The organism is Desulfogranum japonicum DSM 18378 (assembly GCF_000429945.1).
GTDB classification, from domain to species: domain Bacteria; phylum Desulfobacterota; class Desulfobulbia; order Desulfobulbales; family Desulfobulbaceae; genus Desulfogranum; species Desulfogranum japonicum.
Genome location: NZ_AUCV01000027.1, coordinates 45,010 through 63,407, shown reverse-complemented (window position 1 = coordinate 63,407; position 18,398 = coordinate 45,010). Strand labels below are relative to the sequence as shown.

The window sequence follows — 18,398 nt, the reverse complement described above, 5'->3', positions numbered from 1 at the left end:
TTGGAATATCCTGATAACAGGGAGTGTTGGTGATGATGGTGTCACATATGTTATTGCCAGGATTTCTGCAAGGCAGCGAGAGGACCACAGAAGCGCGGCAGTTCTGCGATCATGTCAATGACTCAGCAAGAGGAGATGTTGTATGAAAAAAATTGAAGCGATTGTAAAGACATTTAAGCTTGAAGAGGTAAAGGAAGCGTTAACCTCTATTGATATAAAGGGCATGACCGTTACCGAGGTAAAAGGATACGGTAGGCAAAAAGGCCATACCGAGGTCTATCGGGGAGCCGAGTATGTGGTTGACTTCATACCGAAAGTTAAACTGGAAGTGATTGTGCCGGACGATATGGTGGATAAGACTATAGAAATGGTGGTCGAGGCAGCCCGTACAGGTAAGATAGGCGATGGCAAAATATTCATTATCCCCGTGGATAAGGTCATCAGAGTGCGTACCGGAGAGGTTGACAACGAGGCCATTTGATGACGCAGACCTTACGAGCCCATCAATACGCCCTTGAAGAACTCTGGCAACAGGGAGTCAGTGGAACGGAACTTATCAGGCGTTATTCTGATCTTGCTGATGCCTATATTATTAAGACGTTTCAGCAGGCCATTGACGAACTGCAGCCAAAAGGCCAGATAGCGTTGCTTGCTCTTGGCGGATACGGACGACGGGAATTATACCCGTATTCTGACATTGATCTTCTTCTCGTTCACGATGGCCGCTCCAGGAAATGGATAAAAGAAGTTGCCGAAAAACTGTTGTATCCTCTTTGGGATGCAGGGTTTGATGTCGGGCATAGTGTTCGCACTGTGAAGGGGGCCATCGCTTTTGCCAAAGAAGACTTTGTCTTTCAAGTAGCTCTCCTTGATGCAAGGCTCATGGCAGGTTCACAGGAGCTTTTTGATGAACTGTATACCCGTTATGTCAAAAAGCTCCTGGAAGGGCGACGGTCACAATTCGTGACCACCATGGAGCAGTTCCGTGCCGAGAGAAGAGGAAAGTATGGCAGTCACGCTTATCTTCTTGAACCTCACATCAAAGAGGGAAAAGGCGGAATGCGTGATATTCAGGCCATGTTCTGGGTCGCCAAGGGTGTCTTCGGGCTGCAGGATGTTGATGCCATAGAATCTTCCGGGATGATCAGTGCGGAAGACAAGGCATCTTTTGATGTGTCGTACAATATGCTGGTCAAGATTAGAAATCATCTGCATTATCTGAGACGCAGGAAAGATGATCAGTTAGTGTTTGAGTACCAGGAGGAAATGGCGCAAAGCTTTGGGTACCTCGACCAGGATGGCATGCGCAGCGTGGAACATTTCATGCGTGATGTTTACAGTCATCTGCAAACCATTGCAGTGGTGACTGACCTGTTTTTTGAACACGTTCAGGAAATTCTCGGCCTGGCAAACCAGGGATCGAAAGAGAAAAAACTGGAACGGTCAATCGTTTTGCGTGGAGGCCGTATTCGTCTTACCAATACAGAGGATATCAAGGCAAAGCCATACATATTGATGCGTCTGTTTCTCCAGTCTGGAAGAATGGAAGTGCCCCTGCACCATACTGCCAGAAGGGCTGTGACTGAACACCTGTATCTGGTGGATGACGGATTTCGAAAATCAAAACGGGTGGCAGGCATTTTTTCCGAAATACTCGTTGAAAGCGGAAATATTTTTCAGGTTCTTGAGGCCATGCTGGTTACCGGTCTGCTCACTGCGTACCTGCCGGAGTTTTCAGGTATAGAGTCCCTTGCCCAACATGACCTGTATCACCTGTACACCGTTGACCGGCACCAGTTGCAGGCCGTTGCCGAGGTTCACAGGCTGAAAGAGGAATTTGCTGATGTTTATCACGAGCTCGAGCAGCCTGAGTTGTTGTATTTGGCGGCTTTGCTGCATGATATCGGAAAAGGCAAGCAGACGGATCACAGTGAGCGCGGGGCTGCTATGATTGAAGTCATCGGGCGTCGGTTGAAACTTACTTCCCAGCAGTGTGCTGTGCTGGCGTTTGTAGTGCGCTACCATCTGTTTCTCCCTGAGAATGCCATGCGCCGTGATTTAAGCGATCAGAAATTTATCCACCAGACCGCTGATCTCATAGGCGATGTTAACAAATTGGCCATGCTGTATTTACTGACCGTTGCGGACTCCAGGGCAACGGGGCCTTCTGCATGGTCGAGTTGGAAGGCCAGTCTGTTGTCTGAATTTTATCTGCAGATTAAAACCTGCCTCGAGGCTGAATGTCATTTGCAGGTATTGCCTGAAAATACGACCCACCAGGGTGTTGCCTGGTTGAGAGATCAACTTTATGACCAGTTATCTGGTTCAGATTCCCCCCGGATGGATGTTGATTTGCTGCCAGATGATTACCTGTTAAGTTTTACTCCAGAGATAATTCTTAATCATCTGCGCATCCACAGGGAGCAGGATCATCGCCTGCAGCAGCAGGTACTGCTCTTCCCTTCCGCTGGAATGCATTCCTGGTCACTTTTGTTGATGAGCCGCGATCGTTCAGGTCTTCTGGCAAAGTTTTTTGGAGTGCTGGCCCTTCACAATCTGAAAGTCCTTGCCGCACAAATATTTACCTGGCCAGATGGTACGGTGGTGGACGTTCTTGAGGTAACTTCTACTGTTGGCGGCGATTTTGAGGAACAGGATTGGAAAAAACTGGAAATTGATTGTAATAAGGCCATTAATTACAGGCTGGATATAGGCAGTCAGTTACACTCCAAAATGCCGCCCATCGGAATGGCGCCCTCCCGCCAGGTTCAGCAATTGGAACGTAAGGTGCTGATAGATAATAAGACGTCGGATAAATATACGATTATTGAAGTTCATGGTGGTGATGAATACGGCACTCTGTATCAATTGGCGCAGACGATGTCTGACTTTAGTCTTGATATTCACAGGGCTAGAGTGGCTACCGAAGTGGAGCAGTTGATAGATGTATTTTATGTTACTGTCTCCAGTGGACAGAAATTGCTTGATCCCGCGCTGATAAGACGTGTAGAGCATACGCTTATGGATGTGGTTGGCATTGACAGGAAGGATTCTATACAGGCTGCCTGAGGCAGGCAGCTTTTATTTGAGCAAAAAATTCGGCTGATGCCGGATAGAAAACTAATTCATCTAAACTTGAGGAGATGAGCTATGACAAGGGATGAGATACTCAAAATTGTTGAAGAAAAGAACGTGCATTTTTTCAGGCTGCAGTTCGTAGACATTTTTGGTTTTATGAAAAATGTTGCGATTCCTAAAAGCCAGCTTGAAAAAGCCCTTGATGGACAAATGATGTTTGACGGTTCATCAATCGACGGTTTTGTTCGTATCAATGAGTCTGATATGTACCTGAAGCCAGATTATGACACCTTCACCGTTCTTCCTTGGAGGGAGCAGGATGGCAGCAACGCTGCGCGTATCATCTGCGATGTGTACAAATCTGATGGAACTCCTTTTGCAGGTTGCCCGCGTAACAACCTGAAGCGTGTGCTGGCAGAAGCCAAGGACCTGGGGTATACCATGAACGTTGGTACTGAGTGTGAGTTTTTCCTCTTTGATCGTGACGAAGCAGGTTTCTCCACAACCGATACACACGATGTAGCTGGCTATTTTGATACAGACCCTGATGATGCCGGCATCAACTGCCGTCGTAAAATCATTCTGACCCTTGAAGAAATGGGTTTTGAAATTGAAGCCTCCCATCACGAAGTGGCCGAAGGACAGCATGAAATCAACTTTAAATATGCTGATGCCTTGACCGCTGCAGACAACACCATTACCTACAAGTGGGTTGTACGCTCCATCGCTGCCGAATTTGGACTCCATGCCACCTTTATGCCAAAACCTATTTTTGGTATTAACGGTTCCGGTATGCACACCAACCAGTCTCTGTTCAATCTGGATGGCACCAATGCCTTCTATGACGAGAAAGGGCCTCTGCAGCTGAGTGAAATAGCATATAAATATATTGCCGGTATCACCAAAAATGCAAAAGGCTTTGTTGCTGTAACCAATCCTCTGGTTAACTCCTACAAGCGTCTGGTTGCCGGTTACGAGGCTCCAGTATATGTTGCATGGTCTGCTTCCAACCGTTCTGCGCTGGTACGTATTCCTGCGTCCCGCGGTTTGGGAACACGGACCGAGGTTCGTTGCCCGGATCCATCATGTAACCCATACCTTGCTTTTGCCATGATGCTCTCTTCGGGTCTGGACGGTGTTGTGAATAACCTCGAGGCTCCAAAATCTGTGGATCAGGACATTTTTGAAATGACTCCAGCAGAGAAAGAGGCGGTTGGTATCGACAGCTTGCCTGCAAACCTGTGCGAGGCTATCGAAGAGTTCAAAGCTAGCCCAATTGCAAAAGCCGCCCTTGGGGAGCATATTTTTGAGAAATATGTAGAGGGTAAGGAAAAAGAATGGGATGCGTATCGCATTGCTGTAACTGACTGGGAACTCCAGAATTATCTTGATAATTACTAATTCCTGCCCAGCATATTGAGTACCTTCAAGGCCGCCCTGTCTGGGGCGGCCTTTTTTATTTCCTTTACCAGGGTTTTGCCACTTGATAAGAGATTAAAGTGGAAAACCCTTTCTGACTCAGGATAAGAGTGCTACAATGCGTTTTTCTCACTCATTGTGATCCTGGTCTCCAATTTAATGCTTAACAGAGAGCAAAGTAATCGTTCACCAGCACTCCACGGAGGTTACCGTGGTTGTCTGTCTTTACACATGATATGGCTGCCGTGCAGAGACGGGCTTTAGCTCAAGGCCAGTGTGCACATATGCAGAACTGGTAATTATTCACAGTTATGGGGCGCACCCCTGATGAACGGTTATAATGCTAAAGGGAGTAGGTCAGGAGGATTGGAAATATGTTTGATAAAGACCTAGAAAAAGTTTACAGCAAAAATGAGTGGCAGCGTCAATGGACTCTGTTTCATCTTTTTCGGAAGTGGGATGCCATTGTAGGAAAGAATTTTTCTCAGGTTACCATGCCTGCGTTTTTTCGTCAGCAGGTACTCTGGATATATGTTGAAAATTCCTCTTGGATGCAGCATCTGCAGTATATCAAACCTGATCTTTTGCAGGGTATTCATCGCACGCTACCTGATGCTAATGTGGAAGATATCCATTTTGCTTTGTACCCTTCAGATTTACCTGAAAAAAAGGTGAAAAAAACTCCGCTGCCACGTTCTGTGGATGCGGAAGCTGAAGTGGAGATAAAAGGACTTATCCAGGGTATAAGCGATGGAGATTGCCAGGAGGCTCTGTATAACCTCTGGAGAGCCCATGAGCAACTCGGGCAGAATAGCAGCAAATGAAGAGCGTCTCCGGGAGATACTTGCCGGTGTCACGACAACGAGAAAATACCACAGATGTATCGGTAAAGAACATGCCTGCGCTGTATCAAAAGACAATAATACAGTGTAATACGGCATGCCTCCCCCCTTGTAAGGGCAATAACAAACGAGTTTTTTCGCCCCGCTGTCGGCGGGTTGAGAAGGTAGTATAGATGAAGATTACTGAACTTATTGGCAATACCCCTCTGGTTGAGTTGCACCGCATAAACCCTGAGCCCGGTGTTACGCTTCTTGGTAAGCTTGAGTCAAAGAATCCAGGGGGATCGATTAAAGATCGGGTTGCCCTGTCGTTGGTGGAAGCTGCCGAAAGAAGCGGAGAAATGACCAGGGAGAAGATCCTTCTGGAAGCGACCAGCGGGAACACCGGTATAGGTATGGCCATGGTTTGTGCTGCGAAACAGTTCAGATGCCAAATGATAATGCCTGAATCCGCCTCTATTGAACGCCGCCTTATCATGCAGGCCTATGGTGCGGAGATTATCCTTACGCCAGCCAGTCGGGCAACTGATGGAGCTATAGAAAAGGCTTATTCTCTGGCTCGGGAATTTCCAGATCTCTACTTTCTTGCAGATCAATATAATAATCCGGCTAACTGGATGGCCCACTACAACGGAACTGCTCCGGAGATTTGGGAGCAAACCAATGGGAAGGTGACGGATATTATTGCTACCCTGGGGACTTCCGGTACTGCTATGGGGTTGTCAAAATGGTATCGAGATCATCATCCAGAAGTCAGGGTTATAGCCATTGAGCCATATCTGGGTCATAAAATTCAGGGTTTGAAGAATATGAAGGAGTCTTATCGTCCCGGTATTTTTGATAAGACCTTACCTTACGAAATAGTCAATGTGGCAGACGACGATGCCTTTGAAACCGTTCGCAGACTGGCTGCTGAGGAAGCGGTTTTTGCAGGAATGAGTGGCGGAGCGGCTGCCTTTGCAGCCATTGAAAGAGCGAAACAGATTAAACAAGGTGTTGTGGTGGTGATTCTTCCTGATGGCGGTGAGCGCTATTTGAGTACACCACTTTTTGTTAAGGAGCAAAAAACAGCCAAGGAGGCTTCCAAACTTCGTTTCTACAACACCATGAGTCGGAAAAAAGAAGTTTTTGAGCCTGTCAACAAAAAGCGGGTAACCCTTTATTCCTGTGGTCCAACAGCTTACGAATCACCTAACGTTGCGCATTTGCGACGACTTGTCGTCTCTGATTTAATTGTGCGTTACCTCCGTTTCAGAGGGTATACCGTAGAGTCTTTTATGAACTTTACTGATCTGGATGATAACACCATTGCCGGAGCTGAGCAGGCTGGTCTTGACCTTAAAGACTTCACCGGTCGATTCATTCAGGAATTTCATCAGGCTGCTGAAATGTTGGCGGTGTTACCGGCTTCGGGGTATCCTTTGGCGTCTGAGCATGTCGGTGATATGATTGAGATAGCCCATGATCTTATTCATCGCGGATATGCCTATGAGAAACACGGCTCCATTTATTTTGATATTTCCAAGTTTAAACAGTACGGCAGGCTCAGCCGAGTAGATTTGAGTAAAATCAGGGTAGGGCGGACCGTTGATCTGGATAATTACGAAAAGGACAATCCCAGAGACTTTACCCTACTTAAGCGTTCTACCCTGGCGGAGTTGAAAAAGGGTATCTTTTTTGAGACAGACTGGGGCAATGTTCGACCCGGCTGGCATATTGAGTGTTCAGCCATGTCTACCAGGTATCTTGGTGAAACAATAGATTTGCACACGGCGAGTCAGGATTTAATATTTCCCCATCATGAAAATGAGATAGCCATTGCAGAATCGTTGACCGGTAAAAGTCTGGCAAACTACTGGGTTCATTCAGGGCTGGTTCTGCGCGACGGCAAAAAGATGTCGCAGGAGGCTGACAACATTGTTACGCTTAAAGAAATTCTCGCACAAGGGTTCACCGCAAGGGTGTTACGGTTTATGTTTTTCACCGTTCACTATCGTAAACCTTTCCATTTTTCTTTTAGGCGACTGGAAAGTGCCGCTACTGCCCTTAAGAGACTCGACGCTTTTACCAGAAAACTGCTTTGTTTACAGGTTGGTATGCCTCATCCGGAGGTGACGATATATCTTGAGCAGCTAGAGCAGCAATTCGAGAAGGCCATGGACGATGATTTGAATATTTCCGGAGCATTGGGGGCGCTTTTTTATTTTATTAAGAAAATGAATCCAGTTCTACAGAGTAAACAACTGGACTGTGAGCAGAAGAATGACACCCTGGAAATTTTGCGAACCATCAACCAGACTCTGGGGATCCTTCAATTGCAGGAATGTCCGTTAACTCCTGAAATTGATAAGTTAATACGGCAGCGTGAGCGAGCCAGGCAACTGAAAGACTGGACTGCTGCTGATTCTGTGCGTGAGGAGTTGTTGCGGCAAGGGGTAACTGTCTCTGACACTGTCAATGGAACGATCTGGGAAAAAACAGTGGAATAAAGCTGCTTGTAGCGTGTTGTGCTGAAATTATCATTTGTCGTATGGAAATTCTTGCTTTTCATAGGATACTAAGTTAAAATTGGTCGACCAAATACTGCGCCAGTAGCTCAGTCGGATAGAGCAACGGCCTTCTAAGCCGTGGGCCGGGGGTTCGAATCCTCCCTGGCGCGCCAGAAATACTAAGCACTTAGCCTGTTTAAGGATAAGTGCTTTTTTTTTTGGAGGGGTACGCGCTCTCGATTTTACGGTACCATGCCTGCAATGCTCTCTTTTCTATTCCAGTAACTGGAATATCCAGATATAAACAGACCTGTTCCACCCCTCAATAAAAGAAGTGTCTCCGGATTGCTCACCGGCATATGTTTTTCCTGAGCCTCCTCAGGTGGTCGCAATTTTCATTAAAAAAATCATGATAAATCCCAGTGGCCTAAGGATCATGGAAAAATACATTATCCAATCTTGCTTGGCTCTCAGAACTAATTGAAATATCAGTGTTGTTACCCCCCCCCCCCCCCCCCCCTCCCGTGACCAGTTACCGATATCCTGCGCAATTTTTGGATATTTATTATTTTCCGCGACCCTAAAAAGACTGCGTGGTATATAGTGCATGGGAGATAACAGTGGTTTTGGCTGAAAAAACAAATTTTTCACAGATTGAATTTGTAATGGCAGTTGATCTTCTGTAGACTACATACGCTGTAGTAATCAATGTTTTTTAGTAACTGCTCACAGTGTACCTGATCTTTCCATGATCAGACTGGTTAATGTATAACTCAATATGATGCACCAGTCTGTATGCGAAAACATAAGGCACTCTGTAACCTGTTACATCTAAGGGAGACTTTTAAGCTTATGCGTCTCTCCTGTCCGTTATTTGTAGCTGAGATACGTTTACGCAACATGACTGTACGGGCACAGGCTTCTCTTTTCAGGGCCATCTTGGTTCCGCACATGGATAAATTGTGGCGGACAATTGAGTTTTTCCACAGAGCTGAGCGACTGGTCGGAAACTCCGAGGAGTGTTGGTCTGCACTCCGGGACTCACACCCGTATTAAGACATCAGCTGGTGAACATTTACAGAAAAAGATATACAGATTCTGCTTGTCACTGATTTGTGGCCTGCAGTTTGCAATAGCGTTCTCGGGGTGGAATGAATGGATATCGTTTTTAATGAGATCCATTTATCCGCATCTGAGTACTGAAAAAAGTTTCAGTATAGATATCTATCTTGATCTGTTTCAAGACTGGTGATTGTCGAGATGTAATTGATTGGAAGCAAAATTGAGGGGGCTGCAGTTTGAATACTTCCCTTTTTCTTGTTTTTCTTCTGTCTCAGAGTTGCCAGCTTCATTGGTGGTGTGTGCGTTCCACACACTTAATGGCTAACACTACATAAGACTGTTCTTCAATGAGTATTGACTTTTGTACATGTACTAAAAGCGAAGAAATAGCGGTTGAAATGAGGAAAAATTTGCTCCTTCGTGAAAAGATTCACGTTGAGATAGGCAGATTTTTGGGCGGCGATTCCATGGATGAAGAACTTGCCTTTCAAGAACTCAGGAAATTAAACAGGCACAGAAAACGGATGGTTGATGCTTGTGTTGCGATGTTGTTGCTTGTGGTTTTATCTCCGCTGATTTTGCTGATTGCTTTGCTTATCAAACTTGAGAGCAGGGGACCTGTATTTTTTGTTCAGTCCCGTACCGGGTTCATGGGACGTCGTTTTAAGATGTACAAGTTTAGGACAATGGTTCAGGATGCTGAATCCCTGAAGGAACATTTGGTGCATCTCAATGTCCATGCAGAGCATTCTCCTGATTTCAAAATCAAAAATGACCCACGAGTCACAACCTTAGGACTCTTTCTCCGTAAATTCAGTCTGGATGAAATTCCGCAACTGTTCAATGTTATTTTGGGTAATATGAGGCTTGTGGGACCTCGTCCGACGTCTTTTTCTGCCGACGAATATAAGACCGAACAATTGGCAAGGCTCCTTGTTTTTCCCGGTTTAACCGGAATGTGGCAAATTTCGGGGCGAAGCAACACTTCGTTTGACGAACGAGTGGAGATTGATCGTGCATATATATCAGAATACCGGTTCCTGCTCGACATGAAAATATTGCTGCATACCCCTCTCGCTGTTATAAAGGGTGATGGTGCCTATTAGCACGGACCATTGCAAAATGGTAAAGAAAAACAGGGGGATCTTCCCCAGAAAAGATTATTTTTTGCCGGTCGGTGTCTAGGTCGGTCGGAAAACATGAAGACATATGGATGTACTGAAACCAAGCCGTACCAATCTGTCAGCAAATCTGCTGGATTTGGAAGTCAAATCCCTGTATTTAACCGCTGCCAATAGCGGAGCCGGAACAACAACCTGTTCCCTGGCTCTGGCCAAGACTCTGAGCGAGACATATTCTCAAAAAGTGGTACTTATCGACGGCAGTACAGAACCAACATCTCTAACGCATAAGCTAGGGTTACAGGATCAGCCGGGTTTTTTTGATTGCCTGACCTCCAACAGGCTTGATATTAAAACATTGGCTTTTCCTTATCTGGACGGAGAAACTTTTCACTTTGTGCCGGCAGGAATACTTGATAAACCTAAATTTTGCAGCGGAGTATTACCAGGCACCACAACGGAATGTCTCGGGCAACTGGTGCAAGAGTATGACTTTATCTTGTATGATGCACCTTCGGTGTATGCAGAGTGCAGCCATCCCACCCTTGCCGCTGGTTTTGGAGGGGCAATTCTGGTCATAAACAATAACGATACCAGAAAAGATGTTGTGTTCAGCGTGCAGGATTTGTTTCACCAGATCAACGTCAATGTGGTAGGTACCATGTTCAACAGAAGGCGATATTATGTACCTTCCTGGCTTTATCGCCTCATCTAATCCCTTGCGTAAAGTGTATATGCAACCGGTCAAAGGGTATGTAACTCCTTGCTTTCTACAGTATAACTGTAAGTGATTTCATCTATACGGTATAGGACAATTTAAAGTATTGAGGAAGTATGTCGCACAAACAGCCAAAATTCATCTGTATGAAACTAACCGGAACCTCTATGGTTTCCATTATTTTTCTGTTGTTAGTCGTTCTCTCAATCAATGGCTGCAGCACGCTTCCTTCTCAGGATACCTACAGTGTTCCCCTGGACCATTTTGGAACAGGTGATGAGCCAGAAAAGCCGGTAGGTCCCCAGTATACTTTTATCCCACGGGATACGCTAAATATAGTCTTCAACTTCAACACGATACAGGACGAAACGTATCGTATTTTTCCCCATGACAAACTCACCATAAAGTTTCTGTCAGCACCTGTGTACGACGATATTTATCTCGTACGGCCAGACGGATATACTTCCTTACCCCTGATAGGCGATCTGAAAGTGAAGGGAATGACGGTTGAGCAACTCAAGCGGAAGTTGATACGGTCATATACGAATATACTTAATAAACCTGAGTTTTTCGTTGCCCTTGCGGAATACCAGGTATATTTGAAAGAGGTGCGGCAATCCCTGGATCACCCTAACCTGGGACTTGCACGCCAAGTGGTAGTTCGTGATGACTATTTTGTCACCATGCCCATGATAGGAGAAATCAGTGTGGCTGGTAAAAGCCTTGAACAACTGACCGTTGAGGCAAATCAGAAATATGGTGATGTCGTTCCTGGCATGCAGGTTGATATACTCCTGCAGGAGACTGCGCCGCGGGAAATCTATGTTTTTGGAGAAGTGAAAAAACCTGGCAGGCATCAGATCTCCAAACCTGTCTCTTTATTTACTGCCATCGCATTGGCCGGCGGGGCAAATGTTGACGGTAACCTGGACACTGTCCTCACGCTTAATAAGGAGGGTGACGAAATGGTGGCCAGAATTTGCAATTTTAATGAGTTGCTGCAGGGACAGGGACAGGCGTCTTTACTGCAACCTGATGACATCGTATACGTGCCGAGAACTCGTTTGAGTTCAGCAGCGCAAACGATGAAATATGTTTCAGACATTCTGCTCTTCCGTGGTGTGGATATAAGCTACACATACAGGATGGACGAATAGTGTATCCTTTTGGATATGGCTCAACTTATGCATTGAACATCCCTCCTTGCAGCTTATAAAAGCTTACACGACAATGATATGTCAGATTACCATTTTTCGTGTGCCTGGAGACTGATACATTGTTGAGCGAGTGCTTCGTGCAGAGCGCCCGGTAAAGTGTACAAATATAGGTTTAGATTGTTTTATGAATGAATCACGAGTTTACAGTGTTCGGGATCTTTTGATCAGCATGTTTGCAAGGATCTCCCTGATCAGGAGAGTCTTTATTGTCATGGTGGTGTTGACCACTGGAATTGCGTTGTTTCTACCAAAGGTATACACCGTGACCGGCAATGTGATTATCCTTGCAACAGAGATTCATCAGGGTGAAGGCCCTTCGCTGGCAAAAGGTTCTATAACGCAATACCTTCCTGTAACCTTGAAGGATATAGAAACTGAAGCTACCATTCTTCGCTCTGTGCCGCTTATCCAGAAAGCCCTGGGCGCGCTTCATTCCGAAGGTTCCCTGAATATTGAATATTCGTGGATGGATAAATGGGTGAAACAGCCCTTTAAAAATTATGTCGTAGGGCCCGTACGTTCGCTGTTCGGCCAGGCTGCGAGCAATGAAGATGAAACAGCCGCATTGACCAAGGTGGTCCTCGATAGTCTGGAGATCGTACCTGTTCCAGGATCCAATGTCATCGGCATACATTATGAAACAGATGATATTAACCAAGGACAACTCATCGTTAACCGTTTAATGGACGAATACCTTGCTATGCGTGACAGGTTGATAACCGGGCCCACGCAAAGGCTGTTTTCACAAAAAAAAGATCTCTATAAAGAACGGTTCGAACAACTTTCCAATGAGAAAATAGAATTGTTCGATCAGCATGAAATCCATACACCCAAAGAAGAGCTGAGTCTTGTTCTGCAGACTATTAATAAAGAAACCAATGAGTATAACCAGCTTGCTGACAGGTTGTTGGAACTTAAAAAATGGCAGCAGTATCTGGAGCAGAATATTGCTGAAATGAATAGTGCCAACTCTTCTGATTTTACTATTCTCAGTGGTTTGGAAGTCGGTGTCGGTAATTATGAAGATCAGATACCTGGTTATAAAGAGATTCAGTTACAGCTTGAGCGCATAAGAACACTACAGGCAGAGTATGATGAAGCTGTGCTATCTTTTAATCAAGACAGTTTACCTGTGGTGCAGGCCAAGGAAAAAATTGCCTTGTCTAAGAAGCGTCTCGTTGGCTTGCTGGAAGGAAGTAACAGGGATCAATTACAGAAAATGCAGGTGTTGCAGTCTGTTTCAGACCAAAAAGAGAAACGGCTTGCGGATTTGCGCCAACGGGCATCGCTGTTAACGGAAGTAGCTGTACAGGAGACCGGCATCGATACGGAGTTAGCCGTCGTAAACGAAGCCTATTACAAGTATAGCCAACAGTATGAAGAAAAACACCTGGATGAACTGCTTCATCGCGATACCTTAAAAAACGTTAAAGTGTTAAGCTATGCACCTGTGCCGCTTGAGCCCAGTTCTCCCAAGAAAAAAATCGTCCTGTTGGTTGGCATGATCTCCAGTGCCCTTTTTGCGATTTCCATTGGTTTTATCTGCGATATATTTGATAAGCGGATGTATGATCCTGTCAGAGTCAACAGCACTTTTGGATTACCTGTCATTGCCATCATTGATGACAGATCGCCTGATAAGGAGAAAATTCCTTTCAGTGCGCATCCTGCCAGGTTTTTTAAATGGCTGTTACAGTAAAGCCTTCGGTTGTTCACCTTATTGTATCTTCAGGATTTTATGGTGGGGAAAGGGTTGTGGCCAATGTGTGTGGCCTGTTGACTGATATGCCTCTGTCGATTCTTTGCGCAACGTCTCGGATCGATGCAGTTATTCCTTTTCAGCAGGCCGTGGATGGCAACAGTAATGTTGATTTTATCTGTACTGAAAAATCCATTGCAGCCATCTACAGGACTTTGAAAAATTTGCATCAAGCAAAAGGTACCCTGATTATCCATGCTCACGGATATAAGGAGACGTATGTTGCCTGTCTTTTCCAACTGTTGCATTCGTGTCGGGTCGTTGTTACCCAGCATGGATTTACGCAAAGAAAAATAAAATTCAGGTTGTATAATTTCATCAGCAAATTTTGCTGTCGTTTCATGCCGGTTGATACCGTTATTTCTGTTTCCAAAGATATCTGCTCCATCTATAAACGATTTGGTGTGGCAGAAAAACGTCTCTGCTATCTTCCCAATGGAATTTTGCTTCAACGTGAACCTGCTCCGGCAGCAAGAAAAGCGGCCAGGGCATCCCTGACCCGGAGAGTCGGGGGAGAGGCTGACCGCGAATCGCCGGTTGTACTCTATGCGGGCAGGCTCAGTGCAGAAAAAGATCCTTCATTATTTTTACAGGCGTTTGCCTTCTTGCTACAAAAAAAGCCCGGGGCTTTGGGGCTTATTGCCGGAAATGGTGAGATGCGTGGCGAACTGCAAGCAGAAGTCAGGGAATTACAGATGGAACATGCTGTGCATTTCCTTGGCTTTGTTGAGGAGATGGAGTCTTTGCTTCTAGCAGCAGACCTGCTTGTCCTGCCTTCCCAAACTGAAGGGACGCCCATGGTGCTTCTTGAAGCCATGGCACTTGGTACTGTTGTAGTCGCGGCTGCAGTGGGAGAAATACCAACCATCGTGGAACATCGGGAAAATGGTTATCTCGTCTATTCGCGGCGTCCGGAGGATTATGCCGGATGTTGCCTGGAGGCGCTTGAAAACACCGCTCGGCAACACGCTATTCGACAGGCTGCTCGAATAACGATCGACCGGAAGTATAATCTTTTGAGGCAGTATGATTTTTACAGGCAGCTCTATGGAGTACAGTGATCCATGGTGAGTAATCTGTTTAGCTACATTTTTGTTATCACCTGCCTGGCTATTCAGTCATTGTTGCTGATGAGCAAATTTTATTATGCTGCGCCGTTTTTCCCGCTGGCTCTGGGAGCACTTCTTGTCTTTTGGAAATGGCCAGAGATCTCCTTTCTGCTTTTTGTGTTTGTCATACCCTTTGAAGGGTTGTTCGCCGGGCACAGCATTTTCACCGGTGCTAAAATTCTAGGAGGGCTGCTGCTGTGCATTGTTCTTCTCAGGGTGTTTACCCGGCAAATTTCACTGCAACAGTTGAGAAGCCCACTTGTTTATCCGTTGTTTGTTTTTGTTTTTTTTAGTGTGCTCAGCTGCATATTTTCCGACTATCCCGGTCAGATACCTGCATATATCCGCCAATTGTTGACTGCTCTGGCTGTCTGCTTTATCACCCTGGGTATTGGTAATAGAATTAATCTCCTCCATCTTTCTCGATCCATTGTCGTCAGTATTTCCATAACTGCTGCCATTGCCCTTTCCATGACTACGACCATTGCAGATGGCCGTGCAGTGGGATTTCTTACGGATCCAAATTATTTTGCCTTGCTTTTGCTCTGTGCAATTCCCCTTGCAATATACCTGATTATTCATGACAGGCCACGATGGTACCGAATTGGCTGGATTTTGTTGTTGATTGTTTTACTGTCAGCATTTCAGAAAACCATGTCGCGATCAGGCTCGCTTGTACTTATGGCCATACTGTTTTTCCTGGCCTGCAACTATGCGTATCTTTTAAAGCGACTCAGCCTGTCTCAACTTTGTTTGGGGGTGATGGGTATTCTGCTTACGACAGTTATTACAGTGGTGTTGCTGCCGGATGAATATCGAGAACGTATACTTTCTCTCTCTTCAATTACTGAGGGGGTGCACAGCGTTGAGGACCGGTCGCTCAGCCGCCGTTCTTCGTATATTATTGTTGGTCTTGAGAATTTCAAGAAGAACCCTGTTTTTGGAACCGGACCAGGAACGTTTACCCTGAAATACGCAGAATCAGGTTATTCCACATCATATGTCCTTTCTGAAAGTCACCCGGATATTTTCAGGCGTGCCCATAATACCTATCTGGAACTCCTGACAGAAAACGGGCTCACCGGGTTATTATCCCTGCTAATCGTTATTTTAGTAGGCCTTAATCAGTACCGAAAAGCCAGGCGTTATGCACTTGAAAGAGGAAATCGCCAGCAGGCAGATCTTATCACCCACTATGGTCTCGCTTTTGCGAGTGTAGTTTTGTTCTTCCTATTTCTCAGTGTGTTAACCAATAAATATTTTTGGATTTATCTGGCAATTGGTGGCAGTCTCCCTTGGGTGACAACTGAGAGCAGAAAGGGACTGAGATAACCAGTGTCTGGCCTTCCATTCCGTCCCTAAGATTTACCGCATAGATCATTAGTGAATCTCTGAAGATTTTTAATCCAGGGTTTCAGGTTTGAAATAACATAAAAGAGGAGAGTTGCGCGAAGACCATGACCAAACCAATAAAATCTGTAATGGTCTATGTAAAATGTGGCCCATTTTTTGATAGGGTTTTGTGAGACTTTTCCCACGCGAGACGCATCTACTGCTTCAAAGCGTTGCTGTATTGCCTCATCAAAGAGTGCATCCAGCAGAATAATGCCTGGGCTCAGATGTCCGTATTGTGGGAGATAGGCAAGGCTATAATCGAAAAAGGTGTTGCGAAAAAGAAATCCGTAACGATAGGCTACGAGCGTTTTGTCCATATAGAGCAGGCAGATAAACAATTGGTTATTGCGCATCAGGTTGTGGGATATTTCCCGGAAAAACTCTGCGCCAGTTGAAGAACTGAACAAACCAACACCTTGCTCTCCTTTCCAGCTTGCTGATTCTGTTGTCATGATTTGGTGCAGTATCCCGTCGAGCTTATCGGGATCTGGTGAACCAAGCACAACCCTGTGAGAAAGATTGTTCAATTTTTTTCGAAGACGACGAATTCTGGAAGCGCTTTTACTGCTGATAACTTTGTCGAGTTCTTTTTTGGTGATGTCTTTTGTCCGGACAACCGGGCAGTTGCATGTATTTTTTATGTGAATTTTTTGATTGTTCCGTAAGGCCCACTGGCGTGCCCTTGACAGAAGGCCTATCGTATCTGTCCATTGATCCCACATGATGATATCAAAATGGGATGAAAGCTCTGTGGTAATGTCTGCCAGACATGTTTCCATTATATGAAGATGGTCAGGGTGGATAAGCATGCCAATGCGATCTCCGTATGGATATTGCAAAAAGCGGCAAACAGTAACCGGAATTGTATATAGTATTTCTTTGCATAAACTGAATGCAAAAAATGCTATAAGTTCTCCGGAATTTTTTCTTCGATAGGTTATAAACAGATGTGAATCTTCTTTGTTGTGTTGTTGTTGTGTTGCTACCCATGACCATTCGTTAAAGATGGTGGCATCTGTAGAGGCATGTAAAAGAGTGAAATACTCTTTTTCTGTGGCCATGTTGTTGATATCGTTTCCTGTCTTCTTTATGTACATTGATAGTTTTATACTATATGTTTATGATTGGATAGAAATAGAAGATTAGTTTATGTAAATATATGTTGTCAAATTTTTTATATAAGCTTTTTCGTGTTTTTTTCTTTTCTTATGCTTTGTTTTTTAGGGGGCTATGAGCTTTATAAAGTATAGTGTCGTTATACCAACGTTTAACGAAGAAGCATGCCTGTCTGTTACTCTCGAGGCGCTGAAAATAGCTATTGGTCTCCGAGATGATATAGAAGTCATTCTTGTCGATAATTACTCAACTGATAATAGTGTAAGGCTTGCCCAACAATTCGGAGCCCGGATACTTCAGTCACACTCCAACATATCTGCGTCGAGAAACTTGGGGGCCAGGGCAACTGTCGGGAAATATATCTATTTTCTTGATGCTGATATAACTGTACCTCCACAGATATTTACTGTCCTTGACCGTTTTGTAGCCGAGGCCCGGTCGGATGTACTTGGTTTTTTGGATCTGGCGCCGGAGAATGCGCCGTGGTTCGCTTACACCTGGAGCCGTCGAATTCTTACTCGCAGAGGAGAATATACAGAAGTGGATTGGCTTCCGGGGCGGAACATTTTTGTTTCAAGGGCGTATTTTGACCGTGTCAATGGCTTTGATGCTTCTCTTCTCACGTCTGAAGACAAGGACTTTGTCGTGAGACTGAGAAAGGCGGGGGCCAAAGTGGTATCAGACCCCCAGCTTGTTTTAACCCACCTGGGGTTTGAACGTACCTGGAAGCAGTGGTGCCAGAAAGAATTCTGGCGTCAACGGTCGCACTTGACGCTTTTGCAAAGCCAGGGCCTGTCTTGTCGTTTATTGCGATTCCCTGCGCTGGCAATGTACCACGTGGTGTTGATGTGCGCCTCTGTGGCATTGCTGTTGAGCTATCCCGCTTTGGGGCTGCTCTGCATGATTTTTTGGATAACTCCCAGTGTGTTGCAGACGCTTTTCTTCCCTGCTACCAGGAGATCTGTTCGCAGTTTTGGACAGTTCTGGCTGTTGTATTTCTTGCGGTATCATATTGCGGCTATGGCTTTGATGTATGAATTTTTTACTATCTGCAGGGAGCGGTTGAGATAAAT

General features: G+C 45.3%; 13 protein-coding genes and 1 tRNA gene. 13 read left to right on the top strand and 1 reads right to left on the bottom strand.

Annotated features, from left to right (window positions below; all coding sequences use genetic code 11):
- Positions 1-142: 142 nt before the first annotated feature.
- The 12 genes from G493_RS0112990 to G493_RS0112925 all read left to right on the top strand — a co-directional run bounded on the left by G493_RS0112990 (position 143) and on the right by G493_RS0112925 (position 16,146).
- Positions 143-481 carry a P-II family nitrogen regulator gene (locus G493_RS0112990; protein ID WP_028580749.1) on the top strand — a complete coding sequence of 113 codons (339 nt, stop codon included), beginning with the start codon at positions 143-145 and terminating at the stop codon, positions 479-481.
- Positions 481-3,069, top strand: a complete 2,589-nt coding sequence (glnD, locus tag G493_RS0112985) for a [protein-PII] uridylyltransferase (protein WP_028580748.1) — start codon at positions 481-483, stop codon at positions 3,067-3,069. Before G493_RS0112990 ends, glnD begins: the two co-directional genes overlap by 1 nt.
- A gap of 81 nt (positions 3,070-3,150) precedes the next feature.
- A complete protein-coding gene (gene glnA, locus G493_RS0112980) occupies positions 3,151-4,479 on the top strand; it encodes a type I glutamate--ammonia ligase (protein ID WP_028580747.1) in 1,329 nt (442 codons plus the stop codon).
- 392 nt (positions 4,480-4,871) lie between these two features.
- A complete protein-coding gene (locus G493_RS0112975) occupies positions 4,872-5,321 on the top strand; it encodes a DUF721 domain-containing protein (protein ID WP_028580746.1) in 450 nt (149 codons plus the stop codon).
- A 191-nt stretch (positions 5,322-5,512) separates the two neighbouring features.
- Positions 5,513-7,828: a cysteine--tRNA ligase gene (gene cysS / locus G493_RS0112970; protein WP_028580745.1), complete on the top strand. Its 2,316-nt coding sequence runs from the start codon at positions 5,513-5,515 to the stop codon at positions 7,826-7,828.
- A 96-nt stretch (positions 7,829-7,924) separates the two neighbouring features.
- A tRNA-Arg gene (locus G493_RS0112965) sits at positions 7,925-8,001 on the top strand.
- 1,356 nt (positions 8,002-9,357) lie between these two features.
- Positions 9,358-9,996, top strand: coding sequence for a sugar transferase (locus G493_RS0112950; protein WP_051309282.1), 639 nt, complete (start codon positions 9,358-9,360; stop codon positions 9,994-9,996).
- A 103-nt stretch (positions 9,997-10,099) separates the two neighbouring features.
- Positions 10,100-10,726 carry a P-loop NTPase family protein gene (locus G493_RS0112945; RefSeq protein ID WP_028580742.1) on the top strand — a complete coding sequence of 209 codons (627 nt, stop codon included), beginning with the start codon at positions 10,100-10,102 and terminating at the stop codon, positions 10,724-10,726.
- Between the two features lie 119 nt (positions 10,727-10,845).
- The gene (locus G493_RS0112940; protein ID WP_028580741.1) at positions 10,846-11,886 is read left to right on the top strand and encodes a polysaccharide biosynthesis/export family protein; all 1,041 of its coding nucleotides are present in this window, start codon (positions 10,846-10,848) and stop codon (positions 11,884-11,886) included.
- 184 nt (positions 11,887-12,070) lie between these two features.
- Positions 12,071-13,645: a GumC family protein gene (locus G493_RS0112935; RefSeq protein ID WP_153306509.1), complete on the top strand. Its 1,575-nt coding sequence runs from the start codon at positions 12,071-12,073 to the stop codon at positions 13,643-13,645.
- Entirely contained in the window at positions 13,630-14,766 is a 1,137-nt protein-coding gene (locus G493_RS0112930) for a glycosyltransferase family 4 protein (RefSeq protein ID WP_028580739.1), read from the top strand. Before G493_RS0112935 ends, G493_RS0112930 begins: the two co-directional genes overlap by 16 nt.
- A 3-nt stretch (positions 14,767-14,769) precedes the next feature.
- The gene (locus tag G493_RS0112925) at positions 14,770-16,146 is read left to right on the top strand and encodes an O-antigen ligase family protein (RefSeq protein WP_028580738.1); all 1,377 of its coding nucleotides are present in this window, start codon (positions 14,770-14,772) and stop codon (positions 16,144-16,146) included.
- Positions 16,147-16,172: 26 nt separating this feature from the next.
- Here the strand turns inward: G493_RS0112925 and G493_RS0112920 are convergent, their stop codons facing one another.
- Complete coding sequence (locus G493_RS0112920) at positions 16,173-17,270, bottom strand: GNAT family N-acetyltransferase (protein ID WP_028580737.1); 1,098 nt, start codon at positions 17,268-17,270, stop codon at positions 16,173-16,175.
- Positions 17,271-17,439: 169 nt separating this feature from the next.
- Here G493_RS0112920 and G493_RS0112915 point away from each other — a divergent pair, with 169 nt between their 5' ends.
- Positions 17,440-18,396: a glycosyltransferase gene (locus G493_RS0112915; RefSeq protein ID WP_028580736.1), complete on the top strand. Its 957-nt coding sequence runs from the start codon at positions 17,440-17,442 to the stop codon at positions 18,394-18,396.
- Positions 18,397-18,398 lie beyond the last annotated feature (2 nt).